The following is a 21,239-nucleotide window of genomic DNA, read 5'->3' as shown; positions in this document are numbered from 1 at the left end:
GGCGGGGCCCCTTTCAGACGATCTTGCGGAAGACGGGGGAGCGGAACGGGTCGCCCGGGTTCAGCTTCGCCATCTCCTCGACGAACAGGACGCCGTTGCGGGCAAAGGGGTGCCCCGCCACAACCGGCAGGGCACGGAACGCCGCGTCGTCGCCGAAGAAGCGGAGGACCAGCGTGTGACGGTCCGGGCAGCCGGCGTCGACGGCGGGGCCGCTGTGCAGCGAGCGGGGATGGATCACGACGACATCGCCGGGCTCGGTCGCCCATGAGGCCACGTCGTAGGTGTCGGGGTCGAGCGCACGCTCGGCCTCCACGTCCGGCAGGCGGGGCAGGGAGCCGTCACCGAAGAGCGGCTCGGTCGGGTCGTCGGGGTTCGCGAAGGTGGTGCCGTCGTACTGGGTGCCCTGATGGGAGCCGCGGACGACCTCCAGCGAGTACTGCTTGGTGAGTGGCTGGAACGTGATCCACGCGTTGCCCCAGTGCTCGCCGGCCCACGGCAGGTAGGCGGTGTCCTGGTGCCAGGCGCTGCGGGCACCTTTCCCGCCGGCCTTGAGGAACACCTCCTCGGCGAAGTACCAGACGTTCTTCGAGCCCCACAGCTCGGCGAACAGCCGGCCGAAGGGCAGCGAAGACACCAGATCGTCCAGCCGGTCCTTGGCGAGCGGGTTGGCGTTGTCGACGAGCGACTGCTGCTCGGTCCCGTCGAAGAGCTGAGTCGCATGCGGCGACGGGTTGGCCACGGCCCAGTCGAACGCCTCGCGGCACCTGTTCAGCTGGGCTTCGTCGAGACAGCCCTTGATCAGGGCGGCGCCGTCGTTGCGGAACGCTTCCCGTACTGACGTGTCCATCCGTGGTCCTTTCTCGTAACGGTCGCGGTGCGAAAGGAAGGGCCCTGGGAAAGATCCGGGCCCCGGTGCGGTGGGGTCAGCCACGTAGCGCCGAGGCGAAGATCCTCGGCAGGGCGGACCATCGGGGAGCCGCGGCGAAGCCGGCGAGGAGCCGGCCCGTGGTATCCGCGGTGCGGTTGGTGACGAACCATGGCGGCCTGGGGGACATGACCAGCTCCCCATGCGCGATCGCCCGGGGTGCCGGGCGGAACGGACCCCGCACGACCGTGCGCTCCGGCCTGTCCAGCAGAAGGGCGTTGTGCACGACGCCGATACCGCTCTGCACGTCGTCGAGGCTGTGGCCCGGGTAGGCGCCCCAGGTGGCCGTCGCGGTCAGATAGCCGACGCCGGTCCAGGCGTTCAACGCCACGGTTCCGTAGCGGAGTGCGGCGATCGCGTCGTCGAGTGCCGGACCGAGTGAGGCGACGGTGCGGGGGTGCGCGATCAGGTTCGCGCCCAAAGTGCCGGCGAACGACTCGTTTGCCGCGCGCACCGCGTCGTCGAGGAACTGCCGGGGCGATCCGGGAAGTTCGAGAACGGCGAGGACCGGAGCGAAGTACTCGCCCTCCAGGGCCGGACCGGGGTGCGCCGGGTCGAGGCTCTTGATCAGTACCCGGCCCGCGCCGATGTTCTCCGCGTCGGCGTAAGACTCCAGGGCCCGTGCCACCCGGTCGTCGCTGCCCGGGTAGTAGGCGGGGCGTACCGGGGCGTTGGACAGGGCGGCGCGCAGATGGCCGAGGAAGCGGCCCTTCTGCGCCCAGTCGGAGCTGAGGACGACGACCTGGCTCGCCACGCAGTTGTAGCCGCCGTTGTGGAGCTTCTGGGTGGCGATGTGCTCGGCCTGGTAGCGCAGATCCGCCTCGGACCAGTCACCCGGCAGCACGATCGTCGGGGACACGCCGCCCAGTTCGCTGGTGACCGGCTTGTCCAGCAGCGGCCTCCCCGTCTTCTTCCGGGCCGCGCCCTCCTCGCCCGTGCCGAAGACGATCGCGTCATGGGTCGCGGCGCTGCCGGTCATGTGGACATGAGCGACCTCGGGATGGTGCACGAGGTACGTGCCGACGTCGGCGCCGCCGGTGAGGATCCGGACCGCGCCGAGGCCGATCAGCGGGGCGAGCACCTGGCTGAAAATCTCGAAGAGGCCGTCGGTGACCGGGTTCAGCTTCAGGGCCACCACCCGGTTGTTCGCGTACAGCTCGTACAGGACGTCGAGAATCGGGACCGAGGTGATGTTCCCCGCGCCCAGGACGACGCCGACGCCGTTGGTCCGGGCCGGGTGGCGCAGCGCGAGGCCCGCGCGGCTGCGCACGGTCTCCTCCGTGACGCCCGGCGGCATCCACACCTCGGCGCGGAAACCGTTCAGGAGCAGCCGGTCCCAGATGCTGTGCGGCAGGACCCGGACCGCGACCCGCCCGCCCGGCGCCCGGCCGAAGGAATACCCGTCGACGGGGCTGCGGCTCCCCTCCAGGGCCGCGACGCTCGCGGCGAGCGCGCCCAGGGAGGTCAGCACCGGGTACGGTCCGGTGATCCACTCCTCGCCGACCAGCGGACTGTCCTGCGGCAGCTTCTTGTACGCGACGGCCGCGCGTACCCACGCCTCCGCGTGCTCGGCGGTGGCCGCGTGCGTCCGTTCCAGGAGCCGGCGTCGCTCCGCCAGGTCGCAGGCGGCCCAGGCGGCCTCACCGCGGACGAGGTCGTCGACGGCCTGGTTGATCTCCCTCACCCGCGCGGTGGACGGCCGGGACATCGCCATCACACGGCTCCCTTGATGAGGTCGGCCGCCTTCTCCGCGGCCATGATCGTGGGCGCGTTGGTGTTGCCGCGTGGCACCGTCGGGAAGACGGAGGCGTCGACGACCCGCAGGCCCGCCACGTCGTACACGCGCAGTTCGGGGTCGACGACCGCGCCGATGGCACAGGTCGACGTCGGGTGGTACAGCGTCTGGCCGATCCGCCGCGCCCAGTCGAGGATGCCGGCGTCGGAGGAATCGGGGGCCGGCGCTTCGAACGGTCCCGTGACGACGTCGGTCACCGCCTGCTGGGCGGCGATCTCCAGGGCGATCCGGACGCCGGCGACGATGCACTCCTGGTCCTCCTCCGTCACCAGGTAGTTGTGCGTGATCCGGGGCGCGGCGTCCGGAAGGGGCGAGCGCAGGGTCACCGATCCGCGGCTCGTCGGGGCGAGCACGAGCGGGCCGAAGGCGAAGCCGTGCTCGGTGGCCGCGCCGAGCCCCTCCTGGTGGAAGAGCACGGGCGCGGCGTGGAACTGCACGTCGGGGGCGTCCAGTTCCAGGCGGCTCCGGAAGAACCCGCCGGCCTCACCGATGTTGGACGTCAGCGGGCCGCGCCCCTCGCTCTCCAGCAGCGCGGCGTTCGAAGCGGTGGCCGCGCCGATCAGCGACTCGGCGTCGGTGCGGAAGTTCAGCATCGCCATGTAGTGGTCCTGCAGGCCCTGGCCGACCGGGAGGTCCCGCACGACGTCGATGCCGAAGGCGGCCAGGTCGGCGGCGGGGCCGATCCCGGACAGCATCAGCAGCTTCGGGGATGCGTACGTACCGGCCGACAGGATCACCTCGCGCTCGGCGCGGATCACCTCGACGCCGCCACCGCGGTCCACCTCCACGCCCGTGGCCCGGCCGTTCTCGATCACCACGCGGCGGGCGGGAACCGAGGACAGCACGGTGAGGTTCGGACGGACGAGGGCGGGGTGCAGGTAGGCGACGGCCGCGCTGCAGCGCAGGCCCTCCCGCTGCGTCAGCTGGTAGCGCCCGACGCCGAGCTGGCTCGCACCGTTGAAGTCGTCGTTCGCCTGGTATCCGGCCTGCTGCGCGGCCTGCACGAAGAGCGAGGCGAGCGGATGCTCGGACCTTCCCTCGCTGACGGTCAGCGGCCCGCCCACACCGTGGAAGTCGTCCTCTCCGCGCTCGTTGTCCTCGGCACGCTTGAAGTACGGCAGCACCTCGGCGTACGACCAGCCTCTCGCCCCGGCCGCGGCCCAGCCGTCGTAGTCGGCACGACTGCCCCGGATGTAGATCATCGCGTTGATCGAACTGCAGCCGCCGAACACCTTGCCCCGGGGCAGATAGGCCCGCCGCCCGCCGAGGCCCGGCTCCGGTTCGGTGTCCAGATCCCAGTCGAGGCCGGACTTGAACAGCTGCGGGAAGGCAGCAGGGATGTGGATCTCCTGAGCCGTGTCGGGGCCACCGGCCTCGATCAGGGCCACCCGGACCGCGGGATCCTCCGAAAGCCGCGCCGCGAGGACACAGCCCGCGGATCCGGCGCCGACGATGACGTAGTCGTACATGCTCATCCCATCCTTGAGTGAAGAATGCGTGGTGACGAACGACGTGGTGACGAAAGAAGAGCGGAGAGCCCGGGCCGGACAGGTCCTATGCCCGGGGAGCCCGGTGACGTCCCCGCTGCCGGGGCATCCGAGCCGGATCCAGGGTCTGCGTGAGGAAGGCGAGCTGATCGGCCAGCACCCGCTGCTGTCCCGGCCCGGCGTACACGTCCAGATGGTCGACGGGGTACTCGCGCAACTGCGCCCGCTGACCGGTCTTGCGGGCGGTCCGCCGCGCCGCGTCGGGCGGCGCGATGCGGTCGTGCGTACCGACCTGCACCAGGATCGGGCAGGTCAGGCGTCCGACGAAGGCCGTGGGCCGGTTCCCCCCGACCTTCAGCGCCGCGCGTGCGCACACCTCGTTGCGGAAGGCCGGTCCGGCGAACGACGCGGAGATCTCCGCCGCCGCGGTAGTCGAAGGCGAGCACGTCGATGCCGGCGTCGGCGAACGGCTCGGCGTAGTTCAGCAGACCGCTGTCGCGCGTGCCTCCGAAACCGTGCGCCATGGCCACGCAGGGCCGCCCCCTCGGACCGGCCAGGGCGTCCGTGGTGGCCGGCAAATGCCAGGCGGCGCAACTGATGCCGTGGCTGGTGAACGTGATGTCGCGTTTCATCGCGCTCCCCCCTGCCGGGACTCCGACAGCAACGGCCCGGCGGCGGTGAACCTCAGTGCCGGGTCCTCGACGGGCCCCTCACGCAGCCGTTCTACGTCCCTCTCGTAGGCCATCTCGACCGTCCAGGGGCCGCGGGTCCCCGCTCGCGGGAACTTCCCGATCCCTCGTTGGACATAGTTCGAGGTCAGGTTCAGGTACGGCACCCGCTCCAGGTACGGATCGTCCAGCACCGGTTCGACGGTGCGGTAACCGTGGGCCTCCATGTAGCCGAGCAGCCGACAGAAGTGTTCGCTGACCAGGTCGGTCTTGAGCGTCCAGGAGAGGTTCGTGTAGCCGAGGGCGAAGACGAGGTTCGGCACGCCGGAGAGCATCATCGCCTTGTACGCCGTCGTCTCCGGCGGACTCACCGGGTGACCGTCGACCGCCAGCCGGATCTTGCCGAAGGGCGACATGACGAGCCCGGTCGCGGTCACGATGACATCGGCGGTCAGCTCCTGCCCCGACTTCAGCCGGATCCCCGTCTTCGTGAACCGTTCGATGTGGTCGGTGACCACGGAGGCCCGTCCGGCGGAGATCGCCTTGAACAGATCACCGTCGGGCACCAGACACAGCCGCTGTTCCCACGGGTTGTAGCGCGGGGTGAAGTGGGTGTCGACGTCGAAGTGCCGGGGCAGTTGCCGGCGTACGTGGGCGATCAGCAGTCTGCGCATCAGCTTCGGGGCGCGCAGGGACGCCTTGTAGACCCCGCGTGTGAGGAGGATGTTCTTGCGCCGGACGGCCTTGTGGGCGCGCCGGTGGCCGAGGAGTTTCCTGAGCGTGTTGGCGATCACGTCCTCGGCGGGGGACGAGAAGATGTAGCCCGGCGAGCGCTGGAGCATCGTGACGTGACCGGCCACGCCGGCCATCGACGGGATCAGCGTGACCGCCGTCGCACCACTGCCGATCACGACCACGCGCTTGCCCGTGTAGTCCAGGTCTTCCGGCCAGTGCTGCGGATGAACCACACGGCCGCCGAAGTCCTCCACGCCGGCGAACTCGGGTGTGAAGCCGGCGTCGTGGTCGTACATGCCGGTGCCCAGGAAGAGAAAGCGTGCGGTGAACTCGGCGATCTCACCCGTGGAGGAATGGCGGGCGGTGACCGTCCACCGTCCTTGTGCGGACGAGAACTCGGCGCTGAGCACCCGGTATCCGAAACGGATGTGCTCGGCCAGCCCGTACTCGGCGACGGTCTGCTGCAGATAGTCGAGGATGAGGTGCCCGTCGGCGATCGACTTACGGTGAGTCCACGGCTTGAAGCCGAAGCCGAAGGTGGGCATGTCCGAGTCCGAACGGATGCCCGGATACCTGAACAGGTCCCAGGTGCCGCCGAGGGAATCACGTGCCTCAAGGACCGCGAACGACATGACGGGGCGGAGGGCTCTGAGGTGCGAGGCCGCCCCGATCCCCGAGATACCGGCGCCGACGATCAGCACATCGACATCCGCAGGCGGTGACGTCCGGCCGGCGTTCGTGTTCTTCACTGGTGGCTCCCGCCCGGGGTGATGAGGGGCTGTTGGGTGTGGGCGCGCACTGCATGGATCCTGCCGACGCCGTTCCGGCCGAGCTCGGCCCGGGCGAGCGCGTGGGCGGTGTCGCTGAGCCGGAAGACGGCCTTAGCGCGATCCCCGACGTTCGTCGGATCGACCCGCTCGCGCGCAACGAGGAAGACAGTCGTGTGACGGATGATCTATAGATATCGAATCGACTTCGAGTTTAGAGTTGGTTCGCGTACTGTCAACGCCTTCGGCAGGGGAACGTTTGGACGCCACTGATACGATCTCGAATCGTGTTCGAGAAGAATCCGACAGTATCTGCACCCCGCCGCCCGCGCGTGGTACAGCGCCGGGGGGTGGAGCGCAGGCGAGCGATCCTCGATGCCGCCGAGGCGCTGCTCGGTGAGCAGGGTTACGAGGCCGCCACGCTCAAGGCGATCGGCGAACGGGCGGGCATTCCGACCGCCTCCGTCTACCACTACTTCTCCGACCGGCACGAGGTCGACACCGAGCTCATGCGGGTCCATGTGCGCGAGATGGACGCGCTCATCAGCGCCGAGCTGGCCAGGCCCGATCTCCTCACACTTCGAGACGCCGTCAACGGCGTCATCGACCTCCTGCTCGCGTTCTTCCGCCGACGCCCGAGCAGCGTCGAGCTGTGGTTCGCGGGGGGCCATGGGGTCCTGGAAGAGCTCATCCACAGCTCCGACGCGTCGCAGGCGGACAAGTTCTGGCACTTCCTCACCGAGAAGAGGCTTCTCGCCGCCGACACCCCGCAACTCGTCGTGCGGCTCGCGTGGGCAGCCGGTTACCGGCTCTTCGAGGCGGCGTTTCGGAGTTCCCCGGGCGGCGATGGCGACGTGATCGGCGAAGCCCGACGCCTCGTCGCCGCCTACCTGTCCACCTACGCCTCGCAGGCGCAAAGGGGCGACGCCTGACGAAACGACTCGGCGGCGGCCCTCGTGAGCCCCGGCGCTTGCGTCACCGCGCGTACCCGCCCGCACGGGCCGCGCTGTTTCCGACCTTTACGGTCGCGCCGCACCTTGCGAGGGTCTTGGCGACTCTGCGGACCCTGCCCATTTGGCCCTTCGAAACCGCGACACCGACATTGTCCGTCGGCTCGTAGTCGCACTCGATGTCGAGGCGCCCCATCAGGCTCTCGATGAAATGGGCGGAGTTCTCGGCGAACCTCACGATGGAGGGCAGGCGCTTGGGACAGAGAATGTTGAGCATCTGGATGTCACCGCCGGGGCCGCTGTCACCGTTTCCTCATGCGTGTACCGCGCCGTGGGTGAAGGCTGCGGCCGATCACACTGGAACTCGTATCGAGTTTGAGTATGTTGAGGGTGCGGTGTCAAGGGATCCGGAGTGCGGCGACCACGGCCTGCTACGATGTCGATTCGTGATCGACTTTGCTCTTCCGACCGGGGCGTGGCATGACTAAGCGAAGTGGTGACGGGGCGAAACCCCCTACCTCGACGGGCGGCACACCTGCCGCCCATCAGGCACCGGCCCGGCCGAAGGCCGTACTGCAGCGACGCGGCGTGGTCCGGGTCAAGGCGATCCTGGACGCAGCGGAGGAGATCTTGGTGGAGGGCGGCTACGAAGCCGCCACCCTCAAAGCCATCGGTGAGCGGGCGGACATCCCGACGCCTTCGGTGTACCACTACTTCTCCGACCGCTATCAGGTGGACGCGGCGATCATCAGACGTCACATCGCCGCACTGACCGACAAGCTGGACCGCATCGGCGACGAGGACTTTCGGTCGATCCCGGACGCGGTGGCCATCGCGATCGATCCGATCGTCGACTACTTCCGAGCACACCCCAGTTGCGTCGAGCTGTGGTTCTCCGGGCGTAACGAGACGTTGACCGCCCTCGTCCGGGAGTTCGACGAGCACGTCTCCGAACACTTGTGGAGACTGGTTATCACCCGGGGACTCCTGCGCGCTGATACTCCGCTACTCGTGATGAGGCTGGCCTTCGAAGCCGGCAGCAGCCTCTTCGATATCGCGTTCCAGCAGGACCGGAATGGCGACGAGGCCACGATGACGGAGCTCAAGCGACTGGTGAGCGCCTACCTGGCGACGTACGGGCCGAAAAGTACGGCCGTTGGCGCGGACTGAGGTGCGCAACGGAGCGTAGGAGGACCCACCCGTCCCTCTCGCGCTGGACCACCCAGGAAGCTCAGCCACGAATCAGGGCAGTGTCGTACAAGGCGCACAGCCCAGCCCGCACTTCGTCGCCGTCCCTCTGGGCGCCCAGGAGGTCAGAGGGAAAGCCCGCGGCCCGATAGGGGACTCGGGCTCACGAGAGGATCTCCTGTTGAACGAACAGTGCGGAACGCGACGGGCCCCAGGCCCCCTGGTGGCTCGGTTCGGCGGCGTCAGGCTGCGTCAGGGCTGGGTGGGGTCGTTGCCGGGATGAGGGCAGCGGGGTGACCGTTGCGGTGCCGGCGACCGGCAGTGTTGCGACGCTGCCGAGTGGCCGCGGGGTGTGTCCTGTTGCGGCTCCCGGCGACCGGCCTATGCGCGCGGTGCCAGGAACACCACCGCGTACGCGCCCCCCCCGCGCGGCGGCCTCCCTCGGGCACCCGACCTCACCGTCGCCATCAACCGCTGCGGCGCCCACCAGCTCCCGCACCTCAGGAGTCTCCCCTTGCCCGCTCCCGTCCCACCTCTCGACGGCGCACCACCTCCCGGCCGCATCGTCACCGCCGTCGCGCTCCGCTTCTTCTGCCGCAGCCACGAGCGCCTCGCAGACGCCGCCTCGGCTGCTTCTCCCGCTCTGCACGCCGCGAGCGTGACACCGCTCAGCCCCCGCAGCCACCGGGAAACCACCAGTGCGCGCCGCCAGCCGAGCATCTCCACGGTGGCCCGACTGGAGCGGGCCCAGTACGAACTGGCCCCGTCCGTCGTCCGGCGGCTGCTGGCCACCTACGGGGCCGATGCCGAGCAGACCTGGGAGATCACGCACCTGGCGGGCGACGACGACGGCGACCGGAAGAGCAAGGAGATCTGCGACCTCGGCCCGGGGTGGTACCAACGCCTGGCCTGGTGTGAGCATGCGGCCACCGCCATCCGCACATACGACGCGACGCACCTGCCCGTCGCCCTGCGCACCCCCGAATACAACGACAGCCTCCTTTGGGTAGGACCGCAGGAGGCTCACCGCGGGGCCCGAGCTCTGCCTCTCACGAGTGCCGGCCGCATCACCGGGCTGATCGACCACACCGTCCTCGAACGCCCCCTCGGGGGACCGGCGGTGATGGCGCGGCAACTGGACCACCTCCTCGTCTTCGTCGACCGCGGAGCCCGGGTGCGGATCGTGCCGCCCGGCGGCCCCGCGCTGTGGCGGTGGGACAAGACCAGCGAGATGACGATTTACGGACAGCGCCTGTTCGCCGTAGAAGCCGCCCGCGTCACCTACTACACGGGCCCGACTGCCGGTGGCCCGCTCGCGGAAGTCCTCGACGAAGCAGAAGCCACTGCCCTGTCCGACGACGAGAGCCGCCGGCTCATCGCCGCCGCGGCTAGCCGCTTCCGCAAGGAAACCGAGCTCGGGGAGGCGTGAGCACAACCCCTCGTATCCCTCTCTGGGTCCCTCGACGTCGGCTGTCGGCCAGCGCCCGGGCGAAATTGGTCCGGTGGGCCCCGCTGTCCCGGTGGCCGCGTTCGACGCCGGCGAGGATCTGCCGCAGAGGGTGGATGCGCACCTCGATCCGGCCGCGGTGGGTGGTGTGGGCGCAGCGCGTGAGGGTCTCTGCCCGGGACCAGGGGTCCAGCGCGGGCGAGCGCCATCGATGGTCGGCCAGCCGCCGTCGTCGTTCCAGGCCGCGTCCAGGCGTACCGAGCCGCCGGGTTGGGGACGTCATGCGCACCAGAGTCTCGGGCCTGCCGGGGCGAGCGCACCGTCCACGACGGCCCGTTCGGTCAGGCCCCGGCCCCGGGGGTGCGAGGCCGGGCTGCGCGTCGGCGGTCGGGCACGGGCAACTCCTGCGGAAGCCGGCGGCCAGAATTACGCATGCTCAGCGACGAGCCGGCCTGGTCGGCATCGTCGAGTTGACGACGTTCCAACCTGCGGGGCGGCGTCATGGAGTTCGGCCGGGTGAAGGATGAGTACATCGCCGCGCCCTGTCCCTCGTGGAGGCTGTGGTTGCCGTGGCGGGCAGCGGACCGGTCCGACGCCCGGCTCAACGGGGCGGTTGCGGGGCGGGGTTCACGCACCCCGCGACACGATGTGCCGGAGGCGGGCGAGGTCCTGCTCGGTGATGCCGGCCGGCCGCAGGACGGCGTTCCAGCCGTCGACGTACTCGGCCTTGTACGTGTGACCGTGCCCGGCGGGTACCCCGGTGGCGAACGGGAGGTCGGCGGTGACCTGCCAGAATGTCACGAACGGCACCCAGAACATGCTCGTGAGTACGTCGTCGCCGGCAGGCTCGCCGATCCAGTCGGGCTCGTCGAGCATCAGGTGCGGGCCCCACCAGACGATCGGGTCGGAGGCGTGCAGGAGGTACAGCACGCGCGGGCCCTCCCACGGCGCGCCCGGCGGCGGGATGACCGCCCCGGCGTCGGTGGCGAAGCGCACGGTGCGCCCGCCCTTGTAGACGGGCTGGACCTCCGGGCTGCCGGGCTCGCGGTGGTCGCTGAACCGCCGGAACAGCGTGCTGAAGTTGGGCGGACCCGCGAAGAGCGTGCCCGCCGTGCGGTTGCGCAGGTCGTACTCCCCGCTGAACGCGGTCTCCCCGCCGAACGCCCCCAGACTCTCGCCCGCGACGTACAACCGGGGTCGGTCGTCGGCGGGAAGCTTCGACCACACGTCGTACACCGCGTCGAAGAGCTCACGACCCGCCTCACGGGCCTTGGACTGGTCAACGAGGTATGACATCCAGGACGGCAGGTAGGAGTACTGGAGCGCCACGGTCGCGCAGTCGCCGCCGGTGAGGTACTCGAAGCTGTCGACCGCGGCGGGGTCCACCCAGCCGCTGCCGGTCGTCGTCATGACGAGCAGGGCCCGGCGCCGGAATCCGTCGGTGCGCTCCAGGTCGGCGACCGCGCGAGCGGCCCGGGACTCCGTGGCGTCCGCCGTCTGGAGCCCCGCGTACGCACGGATGGGCGTCGGGGCCCGGCGGCCCGTGAACCGCGCGATATCGACGTCCGAGGGGCCGCCGGACACGAAGGCCCGTCCCTTCCTGCCCAGCGAATCCCACGGCACGCTCGACCCCGGACCGCCCGAGCGCAGGACGGTCGCCGGCTGCCGCACCCCCTCCTCGGTCCGCGTGTCGCGCAGCGAGAACGCCTGGTTCGCCGCGGCGACCAGACCGTCGACGAGCAGGCCGCTGAGGACCAGGACGGACGTGACCGCCACGAGGATCCCACCGACCGCCTTCGCCGCCCGCGCGCCGATCCAGCGCCGGAGCCGGCGAGCCACCCAGCGGTACACCGCCCGGACCCCTCGCGCGGCCGACAGGATCAGCCAGAAGAGCAGGAACGCGAGCGGGAGTGAGGCGATGGTCTGGAGGAGGCTGTACTGCGTCGCATCCAACATGTGGCGGATCTGGTGCTGCCAGTACTGACCGAGCCCGAAGGCGACGCCGAGCAGAACGATCCCGGCGATGCAGAAGGCCCGCCAGGACGACCGCCGGGCCGGACGCGGCCCACGGTCGGCGAAGACCCGCCAGATCCACGCGGCACTCACCCCGAGCCCGTACCCGATTGCGGCGAGAATCCCGGAGATCACCCCCTGGAGGACGCCGCCGCGCGGGAGGAGCGAGGGCGTGAAGGAGAGACACGCGAGCAGCAGAGCTCCCCAGGCGCCGGGGAGAGTGACATACGGCGGGCCGACTCCAGCCGAAGCGGCCCGCTGGGCGGGTTCCCGGTGGCAGACGTTCGGGGGCGGCGTGTCCGCCGCTCCCGGTGACTCCTGGCTCACGACTCCTCCGACCCCATAAATGACGATCGAAGGGAATTGTCCCTCTTTGGCGGCGGCACCCACCAGCCGCCGCTCCGCTCCGCGAGGTCCGGCCGTGGGCGCTCTTATGGGCGTTGATCGAGCCGGATTTCGTCGCGTGACGGGCCGTCCGATCAGGGCCCGGGACGACAGTGCGGGTGCATGATCTGAGAGAGACCGTGAACGCGATCCTCCACGGCAACCGCACACCCGCCGGGCGAACACCCGAAACGAGGAGCCGCCCGCGGCCGTGGAAGTGATCCGGGAGTTCTCGGCCAGCTTCCAGGCCCCACCGCAGAAGCGCATGCACTACGAAGTGCTCACCGCCGGCATGCGCCAGACGAATCGCCAGTCTGACGACGCAGCCGACTGGCCGGGGCGTGGGAAGATCGTCGGGGTAGCGCGGGAAACGATCTTTACGAGGCTCGTGTACGGCCTGGTGAGTGAGTTCCGTCGGTGCCCCCCGTAACAACCCCGCGTGGCCGCCCACTGGGACCTTTGTTCACCACAACCATCGGCGCCCAGCTCGTCTGGGGCTTTCCTTCCCCCGGCTCTTGCACGTCGATGTTCTCGATCTTCACGTCACCGATCTGGATGCGGACGACGGCACACCGGTCATCGACCTGGTCGCGGTATTCCGTGAGATGTTGCCTCGTGGACCGGTCACTCAGCCGCAATGGCCAGCAGAGATGCTGGCCAACTACTGGGCCGATGTCTCGGAGCGCTCACTGAAGCCGTGAGCGTTGCTCAGGGCTCGGCAGGCAGGGACACGGTCCCCAGAAGGTTCTTCGCCGTGGTGGCGGTGAGGGGAACTTCTGTAGGCACCGGAATCATGACCAGCGACGCCGAACAGCGCTGGGCCGACCGCGAGGAGGACATCACCGCCGTCAGCGGCGACCCCTTCGAGGTCGGTCAGGTCTTCGCCCGCCGCTGGACCGAACGCCTCTCGGACACCGTCCACCTCCAGCAGCTCTCCGCCGAGTACCCGCGCATCCCGCACCGCATCGACGGCGAACCCCTCCGCTACGCCGCCCGCTTCGGCCTCCTCGCCCACAAGGACGACCCGATCGACGAGCACGACAGGTACCCGATTCGTGCCGGGTTTGTTCCGGAGAGGTAGCCTTCAGCATCTCGCCGAGGCCCGCCAAGAGCTGGCGATCTCCCCACACAGTGCCCGTGTCCTGATTGATGACATCCGCATCGCATGGTCATTGTCCGTCCGGCCATACGGATTTCCTATCGCGTAGCGAACTCGTACGCAGGACTGCCACCAACCCAAGAGCCCACTTCTCCAGTGGGGGATCACGGTTGGGAGGCGCGGGGCCCGGGAGTAGTGATCATGGGCCGCCCCGACCGCGCCACGCGGGCCGCCATCGCTCAGCGAGCCAGTCCTGATGCTGACCCCATGCTGACTTTATTGATGCTCCGTCAGGTTGTTATGGGGCGAGCCGGCCACGCCGAGAAGGCGCGGCTTGATGGTCGGCGGCTGGGCGACGGTGGCGCCGGCGAGGGGCGGGGTGAGCGTGGGGCGGCCGAATGGCATCATCGTGCCGAGCCCGTCCCACGCCGGCGCCTCGTCTCCCGCGGGAGGCACGAATCGGTCGGTGATCTCGTCCAGCACGTCGTCCGCCCGGCCCGCGCCATTCCGCCACACCTCCAACTTGTCGTCCAGGAAGCGGTCGACAACGCGGCGGGCGCCTTCTACGTCAAAGGCCACGGGCTCACTCCCCGCCCACCGGGCATCCCGCTGGTCGGTGACGTGAAGCACATGATGTCCCAGCGCAACCACCGGTTCCCGGACTCGGGATGAACTCGCCTCGGATACCGGAATTCGCCGTGGCCAGAGACATGCTCAATATCTGTTGGCCGGTGCCGGCATCCGGTCACCTGCTGTCGCAGAGGCAAGCTCGTGCACCACAGTTCTCCAGCATGCGCGCAAGGCGGTGGCCGGTGTTGCGGACAAGCGCCGGTCGAAGAGGTCCAAGAGGCCCGCGACGGAGGCCGCTTCGGTACCGAGCGTGTCGGCGGTCTCCGCGAGGGTTAAGCCCGCGAGCCGGTGCAGGACGACGGCGTCGGCTTCGCCGGCAGGAACGAAGCGGTACAGGGCGCCGGCCGGGGATCCCGCAGTCGCAGTGGCGCGCCGGATGCGGCGGGTGAGCGTGGACCACGCGACGGCGGCGGTGCGCGGGCCGGCCAGAGCTTCGTGCCAGGTGAGCACGAGATCCCCCAGGGCGTGCTGGAGGACGTGGGTGGCGGTGATGCGGTCGGCGATGACCTGGTGGGCATAGCGCTGGTAGGCGTCGTGGTGGAGCTGGCAGAACGCCAAGAAGTCGACGGGCAAGGCCACCGTGACGGAGTCGCTGACTCTGTGACGGGGGCGCGCGGCGGTGGCGCCGGCGGGAGAGGGCAGCAAGGGGTTCCCCGAAGAGCTGAGACGATTGAGAGCGAGTGGTGGTCAGCCGAAGGAACCGGCCGGCAGCCGGGGCCCGTCGTCGCCTGGATCTCGTGGCGTGCGGGAAAGCTCGTCGACGCGTTCCCAGAGCACGCGCAGATCGTCGACGTCGCCGTACAGCGCCCGCGTCAGGTCCCGTACGACCGGCCACCGCAGGCACGGGGTGGGGGGCGAACCGGGGCCGAGAAGCTCGGTGACGTCGTCCATGAGCAGCTGCACGTCAGGGCGTCGCAGCAGCAGGTGCAGGTCGGGCTGGAGGCCGGCCAGGTGCAGACCTCGCAAGGCGCCCTGAAGGGCGTGGACGGCATCCTCATACGTCTGACAGTCGTCATCGACCGCGGGCGGCAGCCCGTTGGCAAGGTTCCACAGGTAGATCAGGTCTCCGGGGTCGGCATCGCAGGCGCGGGCGAAGGCTTCCGTGACCTCCCAGGACGGAGTTCTGTCGCCGACCATGATCCGGTAGACGTATGACGTGGAGACCTCCATGTGCGAGGCCAGGGTCGACATCGGGCGTTCGCCCCACCTGCTGCGACGCAGATGGGACAGGGCGTGGGCCAGACGGCTGCCGGGCTCACCCGGCCGGGAGCGGTTGGCTTTGCCGACGATGACACGTCGTGACGCATGGGGCGTGAGCACCGTCCGGGTCTGGGCGGGGCGGCGCTGTTGGCGCCGCTGGAGCGCCTTGTTGACCTTCTCTTCCGAGAAGTTCCGCTTGAGCGTGCTCTCCGAGACCTGCATGGTCTTGGCGATCTCGGGCCAGGTGACGCCGTTGTCCTTGGCCTGGCGGATCGCGACGGCGATGCCGTCGGCGGTGTCGCGCTGCAGGGCGACGTAGTTTTCGAGGAGTTCAAGAGGCAGGGCAGGCACAGGCTGACGTGCACTGCGGTCGACAGCCTGAGCGCGGGCGAGGGTGGACTTGCCGATGCGTCGGACCGCGTCGTCGTAGAGGCGTTGCGACGTGGCCGTCGTGCCGCTGCGCGTGCGGTAGGAGGCGCTACGGCACTTCGTGCTGCAGTACGTCCGGTGCCGGCCGGTCGCGGGGTGGCTGATGGGGGTACCGCACACAAGACAGGTGCTGGTCTTCGTCATTGAAGTTCCCAAAGCGAACGAAGGTGTGGAGACGGCTCCGCACGGGTCACCGCGCGGAGCTTTCGTCGCGCGAGGGGCGCGATGTGGGCACGCCGTGACGCAAAAGGCACATGAGGGCGCGCCGGAACACAGCAGAACGCGGGCGGGGGTCCGGCAGTCCCGGCTGCCGGACCCCCGCTCCCTCTACACCACCGTCTTGCAGCGCAGATGGAACGCGGAACGGTTCGCGACGGCGGCCAGCGGCGTCGCCACCCCGACGAGGACCAGAGCCGGTGCACCGTAGATGAGCACGAGACCGAGGACTGCGGCGGCGACGAACGCGCCGCCGCCGATGGTGACACGCGTGTCCACAGACGTTTGACGTTGGCAAATGCGGTGCATGCTAGTTTCGAATCCGCTGGTCAGTGCCTTGTGCAGGCAGCGCACCAGACGCGAAGGAAAAGGCACGTACGCCTCCTTGAACTTCGTGATCACGGGTGGTTGAAGGGCCCTGAGGGATGGTTGTCCGCCGAGCTCCCAGGGTCCTTTGGCCCAAAACCCTAGCCCTTTCCGCATACGGAGAGTCGCCAATTCATCACGAAAGCGCGATAGCTGTTCATCGTATGTAAGAAAGCAACGGGCGTCCCGCCCTCGCCCGCGAACAGTGGTTCCCTTGTCGCACATGCCATCCGCCGGGATGGCCGGCTTCGCCATACGCACCTGCGAATGACCAGGCGTCGCTGGTGCCTCAATCTTCGACCGTCGCAAGTGGAATTTCATCTTCCAGTGCAGGTGCACGGGCTACCGTCGCCTTAAGGGGCCCCTGTCCGGCATGGGATGTAGGGCTTCACCTTCATGAAGACCACGCACTCATCTCTCGCTCCCACCACGACCGAAGGCGGAGCGGCCGAAACCCCAAGGAGGCCCACGACCCCCGCTTGCACCCGACGCATGCGCCCTGCCGCGCTCTTGCCCCCGCCCCTGCGCGACGCGGCTGATGGCGTCCACGCGAAGACTCCACCCCACCTGGCCACACTGACCGCAGGGGCCACCGGTCGGCCGGGCCGTAGCTCGACGCGCATCGCCTGCCCAGCCGCCGCTCGAAGCGGTCGCCCGCCACTTCGGCGTCGGCCTTTCCCGGGCGCCGGCTGAGCAGGGAAGATCCATACCCGTGAAGGTTCTGGTGCTGGGTGGCACGTGGTTCTTGGGCAAAGAGGTTGTGCTCGGTGCGCTGCGCCGTGGCTGGGATGTCACGACGTTCACTCGCGGGCGCTCCGCACCTGACGTGCCGGGTACGACCCCGGTTCACGGGCGCGGGACGTCATCGGAGGATCTTCAGCGTCTTGTCGGAAGCGGCCCTTGGGACGCTGTGATCGACACCTCCAGTTCCGACCTGCCGCCCCGGGATGTGCCTTCCCGTAACGAAGGCATCGCCGTACTCGTCAGAATCCCGGCGGGCGGCGGAAGCCGCCGATCACCTCCGCGAGGCGCTGCACGAAGCGGACCGCGGTGCGGTCGTGCAGGTAGGGAGCGATCACCTGGATGCCGACCGGGAGTCCGTCCCGGGTCGCCCCGATGGGTGCCACCGCCGCGGGCAGCAGATTGAGCGCCGATGGCGCGATCCACGGGATCATCTCGCTGGACGGCCGGTCGGTGCCGTTGATCCGTAGGGTGCGCACGGACCAGTCGGGGTCGGGCCGATGGTCGTGGGGGAAGGCGGCCGTGGGGCTCACCGGGCACAGCAGCACGTCGACGTCGCGGAAGAACTCGGCCCAGCGGCGGCGCGAGAGCTGCCGTCGTTGGTCGAGCGCGTGCCAGTCACGGAAGCTGACCGTCATTTCGGGCGCGAACCCGCTCGCCGCTCCCTGCGCCGCGGCGAGCTCCACGAGCCCTGCGTACGACTCGGCGGGCTGCATCAGCCCGGACTGGGCCATCAGCAGCGGCAGGTAGAGGGCCAATGTCTCGTCGAGCCCGACCGGTCCCGGGGTCTCGACCACGGTGGCGCCCTCGGCCCGCACCGCTTCCAGCGCCGCCCGCGTGATCGCGACCAGTTCGCTGTCGACGGGGCAGAACGGGTCGTCGAGCCAGGCCGCGACCCGGAACTCCCGCAGGGTGTCCGGCCTGGCGGCGGGCAGTTCCAGCCGCCAGGCCGGAGCCTGGACGTGGTCGGCTCCGGCGAGGACGTCCAACCCCAGGTCGAGGTCGTCCGCGTGCCGGCCGAGCGGGCCGAGGACCCCCATGTCGGGCTCCGTCAGCGTCCCGGGAGCCTGCCCCATGACGTTCCCGAACCTCGGCACGATCCCGTACGACGGGCGCAGTCCGTAGACGCCGCAGAAGTGGGCGGGTATCCGGATCGAGCCCACCGTGTCGGCGCCGAGCTCCAGGCCGGTCAGCCCCGCGGCGAGTGCCGCGGCGGAGCCGCCGGACGAACCGCCCGGTCCCCGGGTCGGGTCCCACGGATTGTTCGTGGCCCCGTAGATCTCGTTGTAGGTCTGCCAGTCCTGGGAGTCGGCCGGCAGGTTGGACTTGCCGAACACGACGGCTCCCGCGTTCTTGAGCCGCGTGACCGACTCGGCGTCGCTGGTCGGGACGTGGTGTCCCCAGCGGGTGGAGCCCCCCGTGGTCCGCATGCCGGTCACCTCCACGCTGTCCTTGACCGTCATCGGGACACCGTGCAGGGGGCCGAGCTGATCGCCGCGGGAGACCGCGCGGTCGGCTGCCAGCGCCGCGGCCCTCGCTCCCTCCTCGTCCCGGGCGACGATGGCGTTGAGCTGCGGGTTGAGCCGTTCCACCCGGGAGAGGTAGTGGTCGAGCAGTTCGACGCTCGACACCTCCTTCGCCGCGACGGCGGTCGCGAGCTCGCGGGCGGAACGGAAGGCCAGATCGGTATCGGTCATGCGAACCTCAAGGAAAGGATCAGGAAAGGACGGGAAAGGCAGGAGGCGCCGGGGGGATCATGGCGCCGGCTCCGAGGTGTCGGCGGTTCCTCGGTCCCCGGTGGCGTCGAGGCGCGGCAGGTCCGTGGCGGCTGCGGAGACGGCACCGCGGCGGGCGTGGGCGATGCCTTGCCAGCGGCGGGCGGTGGGTGCGGGAAGGCCGAACTGGTCGAGGATCCTGGCGACGGTGTGATCGACCATGTCGTCGAGGGTGCGGGGGTTGTTGTAGAAGGCGGGCATGGGAGGGACGATGCGGGCGCCCGCGCGGCTGAGAGCCAGCATGTGGTCCAGGTGGATCTCGCTGAGCGGGGTCTCCCGGGGGACCAGGACCAGGCGGCGGCGCTCCTTCAGGACGACGTCGGCGGCCCGGGTGATGAGGTTGTCGGCGTAGCCGGTCCGGATCGCGGCGAGCGTCTTCATGCTGCACGGCACGACGGCCATGCCGTCGGTCCGGAACGAGCCGGAGGACAGGACCGAGCCCTGCTCCCCGGGTTTGTGGTGGACGTCGGCCAGCTCGATGACCTCCCGTACGGTGCGGGAGCTCTCCAACTCGACGGTGGTCCGGGCCCAGGTGCTCAGGACGAGGTGGGTCTCGACCTCGGGCAGGTCGTGCAGTGCCTCCAGCAGCCGGACCCCGAAGGGGGCGCCGGTGGCCCCGGACATGGCGACGATGATGCGGGTGGGGCGGGTCATGCGGGGTCTTCCTGTGGGAGTTCGGCGAGGACGGCGGCGCTGCGGCGCCAGTGTTCGAGCGCGGCGAGGTGCCTGCTGGTACGGAAGCCGAGCGGGCTGAGAGGGATGCCCAGGCTGTTGCGCTGGTGGTGGACGGCGGTGCACACGCAGCCCGGGACGTCACCGGCGTCCGGCGACCGGACCGGACCGGACCCGGCGGAGCTTGAGGCGGTGGCAGAGCATCCGGTCCAAGGCCGGCAGCGCGGCGTAAGGATGTCGTCGCGGGTTGGCCCGCGCATCTGACGTGGCGTCAGAGCGACAGGACGTCCTTCCAGCGCTCGCGGAGTTCGGCGCGGTAGCCCTCGTCGACCCGGTTGGCGCGCGGGTACCGGTCCTTCCACGCGTACGGTTTGCAGGCGTCGATGAGCACGATCCCCATGGAGAGGTCGCCCGCCGCCCGCTGGGCCGGTGAGAGCCGGGGGTCGATGGAGGTGGTGGGGGAGCGCAGGATGTGGATCGACTCCGCCGGGTTGACGCGGGTGAACATCGCCCACAGCACGTGGTTGATGTCGGTGATGTCGATGTCCTCGTCGACCACGACGATGTAGCGGTCCACGCTGCCGGGGCGCTTGCGCGAGGCGGCGGCCATCAGGGCGCGCATGGCGTCGCCGGCGCCGGTCTGCTCGATGGAGACGACCATCATGAGCTGGCGGGCGTAGGCCCACACGCCACGAACGTTCTGGACCCCGGACTGTTCCAGGTGCTCCCAGGTCATGGTGGAGGCGTAGAGCGGCACCGCCTGGTCACCCGCCGGGATGGTCGGGAGCATGGGCGGGGCGCCGAGGATGATCGGGTCGTCGCGGTGCAGGATCTGCCGCACGCGCACCACGGGCTCCTGGCCGCTGTGGGTGTAGTAGCCGGTCCACTCGCCGAAGGGGCCTTCCTGGACGGACTCCTCCTCGCGCGGCGGCATCTCGCCGACGATGACGATCTCCGCGTGCGCCGGGACGGGCAGGTCGGTTCCGGGCGCGTACAGCACCTCGACGCCTTGCCCCCGCAGGCCGCCCGCCAGGTCGTACTCCGAGACGCCCTTGGGGGCGGACATCGCGGCGGCGGTGGACAGGATCGGGTCCTGGCCGACGACGACGGCGATCGGGCAGTTCCGGCCGCGGTCCCAGTACTTGTGGGCGATCGCCCGGGCGTGCTGGTTGTCCAGGAACCAGATGGAGAGCCGGTCCTTGCCGTGGACGGAGACCCGGTAGGTGCCGACGTTGACCCAGCCGCTGTCGGGGTCGCGGGTGACGACCATGCAGGAGGTGCCGATGTAGCGGCCGCCGTCGCCGTCGTGCCAGCGCGGCGCCGGAAACGCGGTCAGGTCGACGTCCTCGCCCTCCAGGACGTTCTCCAGGACCGGCCCGGTGGCGACCTCGACCGGCGGGATCAGCCGCAGGTCGCGGTCTTTCCACGCCCGTACGATGTCCAGCTTCGGGGCGTCGGCGGGCAGGCCGAGCGCCACGGCGCTGCGGGCCGGGGTGCCCATGAAGTTGGTGAAGACCCGGAAGCCACTCGGGTAGCCGGGGATGTCGTCGAAGAGCAGCGCCGGCCCTTCACGTTCGGCCGACAGCTCGGTGATGCCACCGATCTCCAGATCCCAGTGCGCCCCCTCCACGCGGCGCACCTCACCCTCGCCGAGGGTGTCGGTCAGATGCTCGATGTAATGCCGGAGATCACGGAATGCGGTCATGACCCCACTTTGCGAACGGACCCGGCGGCGCTCCAGCCACCTGCTCG

At 69.8% G+C, this 21,239-nt stretch carries 19 protein-coding genes and 2 pseudogenes; 6 read left to right on the top strand and 15 right to left on the bottom strand.

The window, feature by feature from the left end:
- Positions 1-13: 13 nt before the first annotated feature.
- The 5 genes from ABT345_RS31285 to ABT345_RS31265 all read right to left on the bottom strand — a co-directional run bounded on the left by ABT345_RS31285 (position 14) and on the right by ABT345_RS31265 (position 6,359).
- On the bottom strand, positions 14-847 hold the full coding sequence (locus tag ABT345_RS31285) for a phytanoyl-CoA dioxygenase family protein (RefSeq protein ID WP_345080960.1): 834 nt from the start codon (positions 845-847) through the stop codon (positions 14-16).
- A gap of 76 nt (positions 848-923) precedes the next feature.
- On the bottom strand, positions 924-2,639 hold the full coding sequence (locus ABT345_RS31280) for an aldehyde dehydrogenase family protein (RefSeq protein ID WP_345080958.1): 1,716 nt from the start codon (positions 2,637-2,639) through the stop codon (positions 924-926).
- Positions 2,639-4,195, bottom strand: coding sequence for a GMC family oxidoreductase (locus tag ABT345_RS31275; protein WP_345080956.1), 1,557 nt, complete (start codon positions 4,193-4,195; stop codon positions 2,639-2,641). Before ABT345_RS31275 ends, ABT345_RS31280 begins: the two co-directional genes overlap by 1 nt.
- Before the next feature lie 79 nt (positions 4,196-4,274).
- Positions 4,275-4,583 (bottom strand): alpha/beta hydrolase, encoded by a 309-nt coding sequence (locus ABT345_RS31270; protein WP_345080953.1) that lies wholly within the window; start codon positions 4,581-4,583, stop codon positions 4,275-4,277.
- A 252-nt stretch (positions 4,584-4,835) separates the two neighbouring features.
- A complete protein-coding gene (locus tag ABT345_RS31265) occupies positions 4,836-6,359 on the bottom strand; it encodes a flavin-containing monooxygenase (RefSeq protein ID WP_345080950.1) in 1,524 nt (507 codons plus the stop codon).
- A gap of 53 nt (positions 6,360-6,412) precedes the next feature.
- Here ABT345_RS31265 and ABT345_RS31260 point away from each other — a divergent pair, with 53 nt between their 5' ends.
- Together ABT345_RS31260 and ABT345_RS31255 are read left to right on the top strand one after the other, a co-directional pair.
- The gene (locus tag ABT345_RS31260; protein ID WP_345080947.1) at positions 6,413-6,571 is read left to right on the top strand and encodes a hypothetical protein; all 159 of its coding nucleotides are present in this window, start codon (positions 6,413-6,415) and stop codon (positions 6,569-6,571) included.
- 93 nt (positions 6,572-6,664) lie between these two features.
- On the top strand, positions 6,665-7,309 hold the full coding sequence (locus ABT345_RS31255; protein ID WP_345080945.1) for a TetR/AcrR family transcriptional regulator: 645 nt from the start codon (positions 6,665-6,667) through the stop codon (positions 7,307-7,309).
- A gap of 43 nt (positions 7,310-7,352) precedes the next feature.
- Here the strand turns inward: ABT345_RS31255 and ABT345_RS31250 are convergent, their stop codons facing one another.
- On the bottom strand, positions 7,353-7,604 hold the full coding sequence (locus ABT345_RS31250) for a hypothetical protein (RefSeq protein ID WP_345080942.1): 252 nt from the start codon (positions 7,602-7,604) through the stop codon (positions 7,353-7,355).
- A 311-nt stretch (positions 7,605-7,915) separates the two neighbouring features.
- On the opposite strand from ABT345_RS31250, the gene ABT345_RS31245 reads away from it, so the two are divergent.
- On the top strand, positions 7,916-8,497 hold the full coding sequence (locus ABT345_RS31245) for a TetR/AcrR family transcriptional regulator (protein WP_345080940.1): 582 nt from the start codon (positions 7,916-7,918) through the stop codon (positions 8,495-8,497).
- A 532-nt stretch (positions 8,498-9,029) separates the two neighbouring features.
- Positions 9,030-9,944: a Scr1 family TA system antitoxin-like transcriptional regulator gene (locus tag ABT345_RS31240; RefSeq protein ID WP_345080937.1), complete on the top strand. Its 915-nt coding sequence runs from the start codon at positions 9,030-9,032 to the stop codon at positions 9,942-9,944.
- Between the two features lie 645 nt (positions 9,945-10,589).
- On the opposite strand, the gene ABT345_RS31235 is transcribed toward ABT345_RS31240, so the two are convergent.
- The gene (locus ABT345_RS31235; RefSeq protein ID WP_345080934.1) at positions 10,590-12,302 is read right to left on the bottom strand and encodes an alpha/beta hydrolase; all 1,713 of its coding nucleotides are present in this window, start codon (positions 12,300-12,302) and stop codon (positions 10,590-10,592) included.
- A gap of 476 nt (positions 12,303-12,778) precedes the next feature.
- On the opposite strand from ABT345_RS31235, the pseudogene ABT345_RS31230 reads away from it, so the two are divergent.
- Together ABT345_RS31230 and ABT345_RS31225 are read left to right on the top strand one after the other, a co-directional pair.
- Positions 12,779-13,060, top strand: a pseudogene (locus ABT345_RS31230) (TrmO family methyltransferase domain-containing protein); the annotation flags it as partial.
- A gap of 101 nt (positions 13,061-13,161) precedes the next feature.
- A pseudogene (locus ABT345_RS31225) lies at positions 13,162-13,440 on the top strand (NYN domain-containing protein); the annotation flags it as partial.
- A gap of 294 nt (positions 13,441-13,734) precedes the next feature.
- Here ABT345_RS31225 and ABT345_RS31220 read toward each other — a convergent pair.
- The 8 genes from ABT345_RS31220 to ABT345_RS31185 form a co-directional block, all read right to left on the bottom strand.
- Entirely contained in the window at positions 13,735-14,037 is a 303-nt protein-coding gene (locus ABT345_RS31220) for a hypothetical protein (protein ID WP_345080931.1), read from the bottom strand.
- 135 nt (positions 14,038-14,172) lie between these two features.
- Positions 14,173-14,661 (bottom strand): hypothetical protein, encoded by a 489-nt coding sequence (locus ABT345_RS31215; RefSeq protein WP_345080928.1) that lies wholly within the window; start codon positions 14,659-14,661, stop codon positions 14,173-14,175.
- 114 nt (positions 14,662-14,775) lie between these two features.
- Positions 14,776-15,639, bottom strand: coding sequence for a helix-turn-helix domain-containing protein (locus tag ABT345_RS31210; RefSeq protein ID WP_345080925.1), 864 nt, complete (start codon positions 15,637-15,639; stop codon positions 14,776-14,778).
- A gap of 405 nt (positions 15,640-16,044) precedes the next feature.
- Positions 16,045-16,212, bottom strand: coding sequence for a hypothetical protein (locus tag ABT345_RS31205; RefSeq protein ID WP_345080922.1), 168 nt, complete (start codon positions 16,210-16,212; stop codon positions 16,045-16,047).
- A 1,070-nt stretch (positions 16,213-17,282) separates the two neighbouring features.
- Positions 17,283-18,737: an amidase gene (locus ABT345_RS31200; protein ID WP_345080919.1), complete on the bottom strand. Its 1,455-nt coding sequence runs from the start codon at positions 18,735-18,737 to the stop codon at positions 17,283-17,285.
- 57 nt (positions 18,738-18,794) lie between these two features.
- The gene (locus ABT345_RS31195; protein WP_345080916.1) at positions 18,795-19,469 is read right to left on the bottom strand and encodes a UbiX family flavin prenyltransferase; all 675 of its coding nucleotides are present in this window, start codon (positions 19,467-19,469) and stop codon (positions 18,795-18,797) included.
- Positions 19,466-19,615: a hypothetical protein gene (locus ABT345_RS31190; protein ID WP_345080913.1), complete on the bottom strand. Its 150-nt coding sequence runs from the start codon at positions 19,613-19,615 to the stop codon at positions 19,466-19,468. Before ABT345_RS31190 ends, ABT345_RS31195 begins: the two co-directional genes overlap by 4 nt.
- A gap of 143 nt (positions 19,616-19,758) precedes the next feature.
- The gene (locus tag ABT345_RS31185) at positions 19,759-21,192 is read right to left on the bottom strand and encodes a UbiD family decarboxylase (RefSeq protein WP_345080910.1); all 1,434 of its coding nucleotides are present in this window, start codon (positions 21,190-21,192) and stop codon (positions 19,759-19,761) included.
- Positions 21,193-21,239 lie beyond the last annotated feature (47 nt).

The organism is Streptomyces sp. NPDC000404 (assembly GCF_040300365.1).
Lineage (GTDB): Bacteria > Actinomycetota > Actinomycetes > Streptomycetales > Streptomycetaceae > Streptomyces > Streptomyces ramulosus.
The sequence above is the reverse complement of the archived record's forward strand: the minus strand, read 5'-3'. Positions and strand labels throughout refer to the sequence as shown.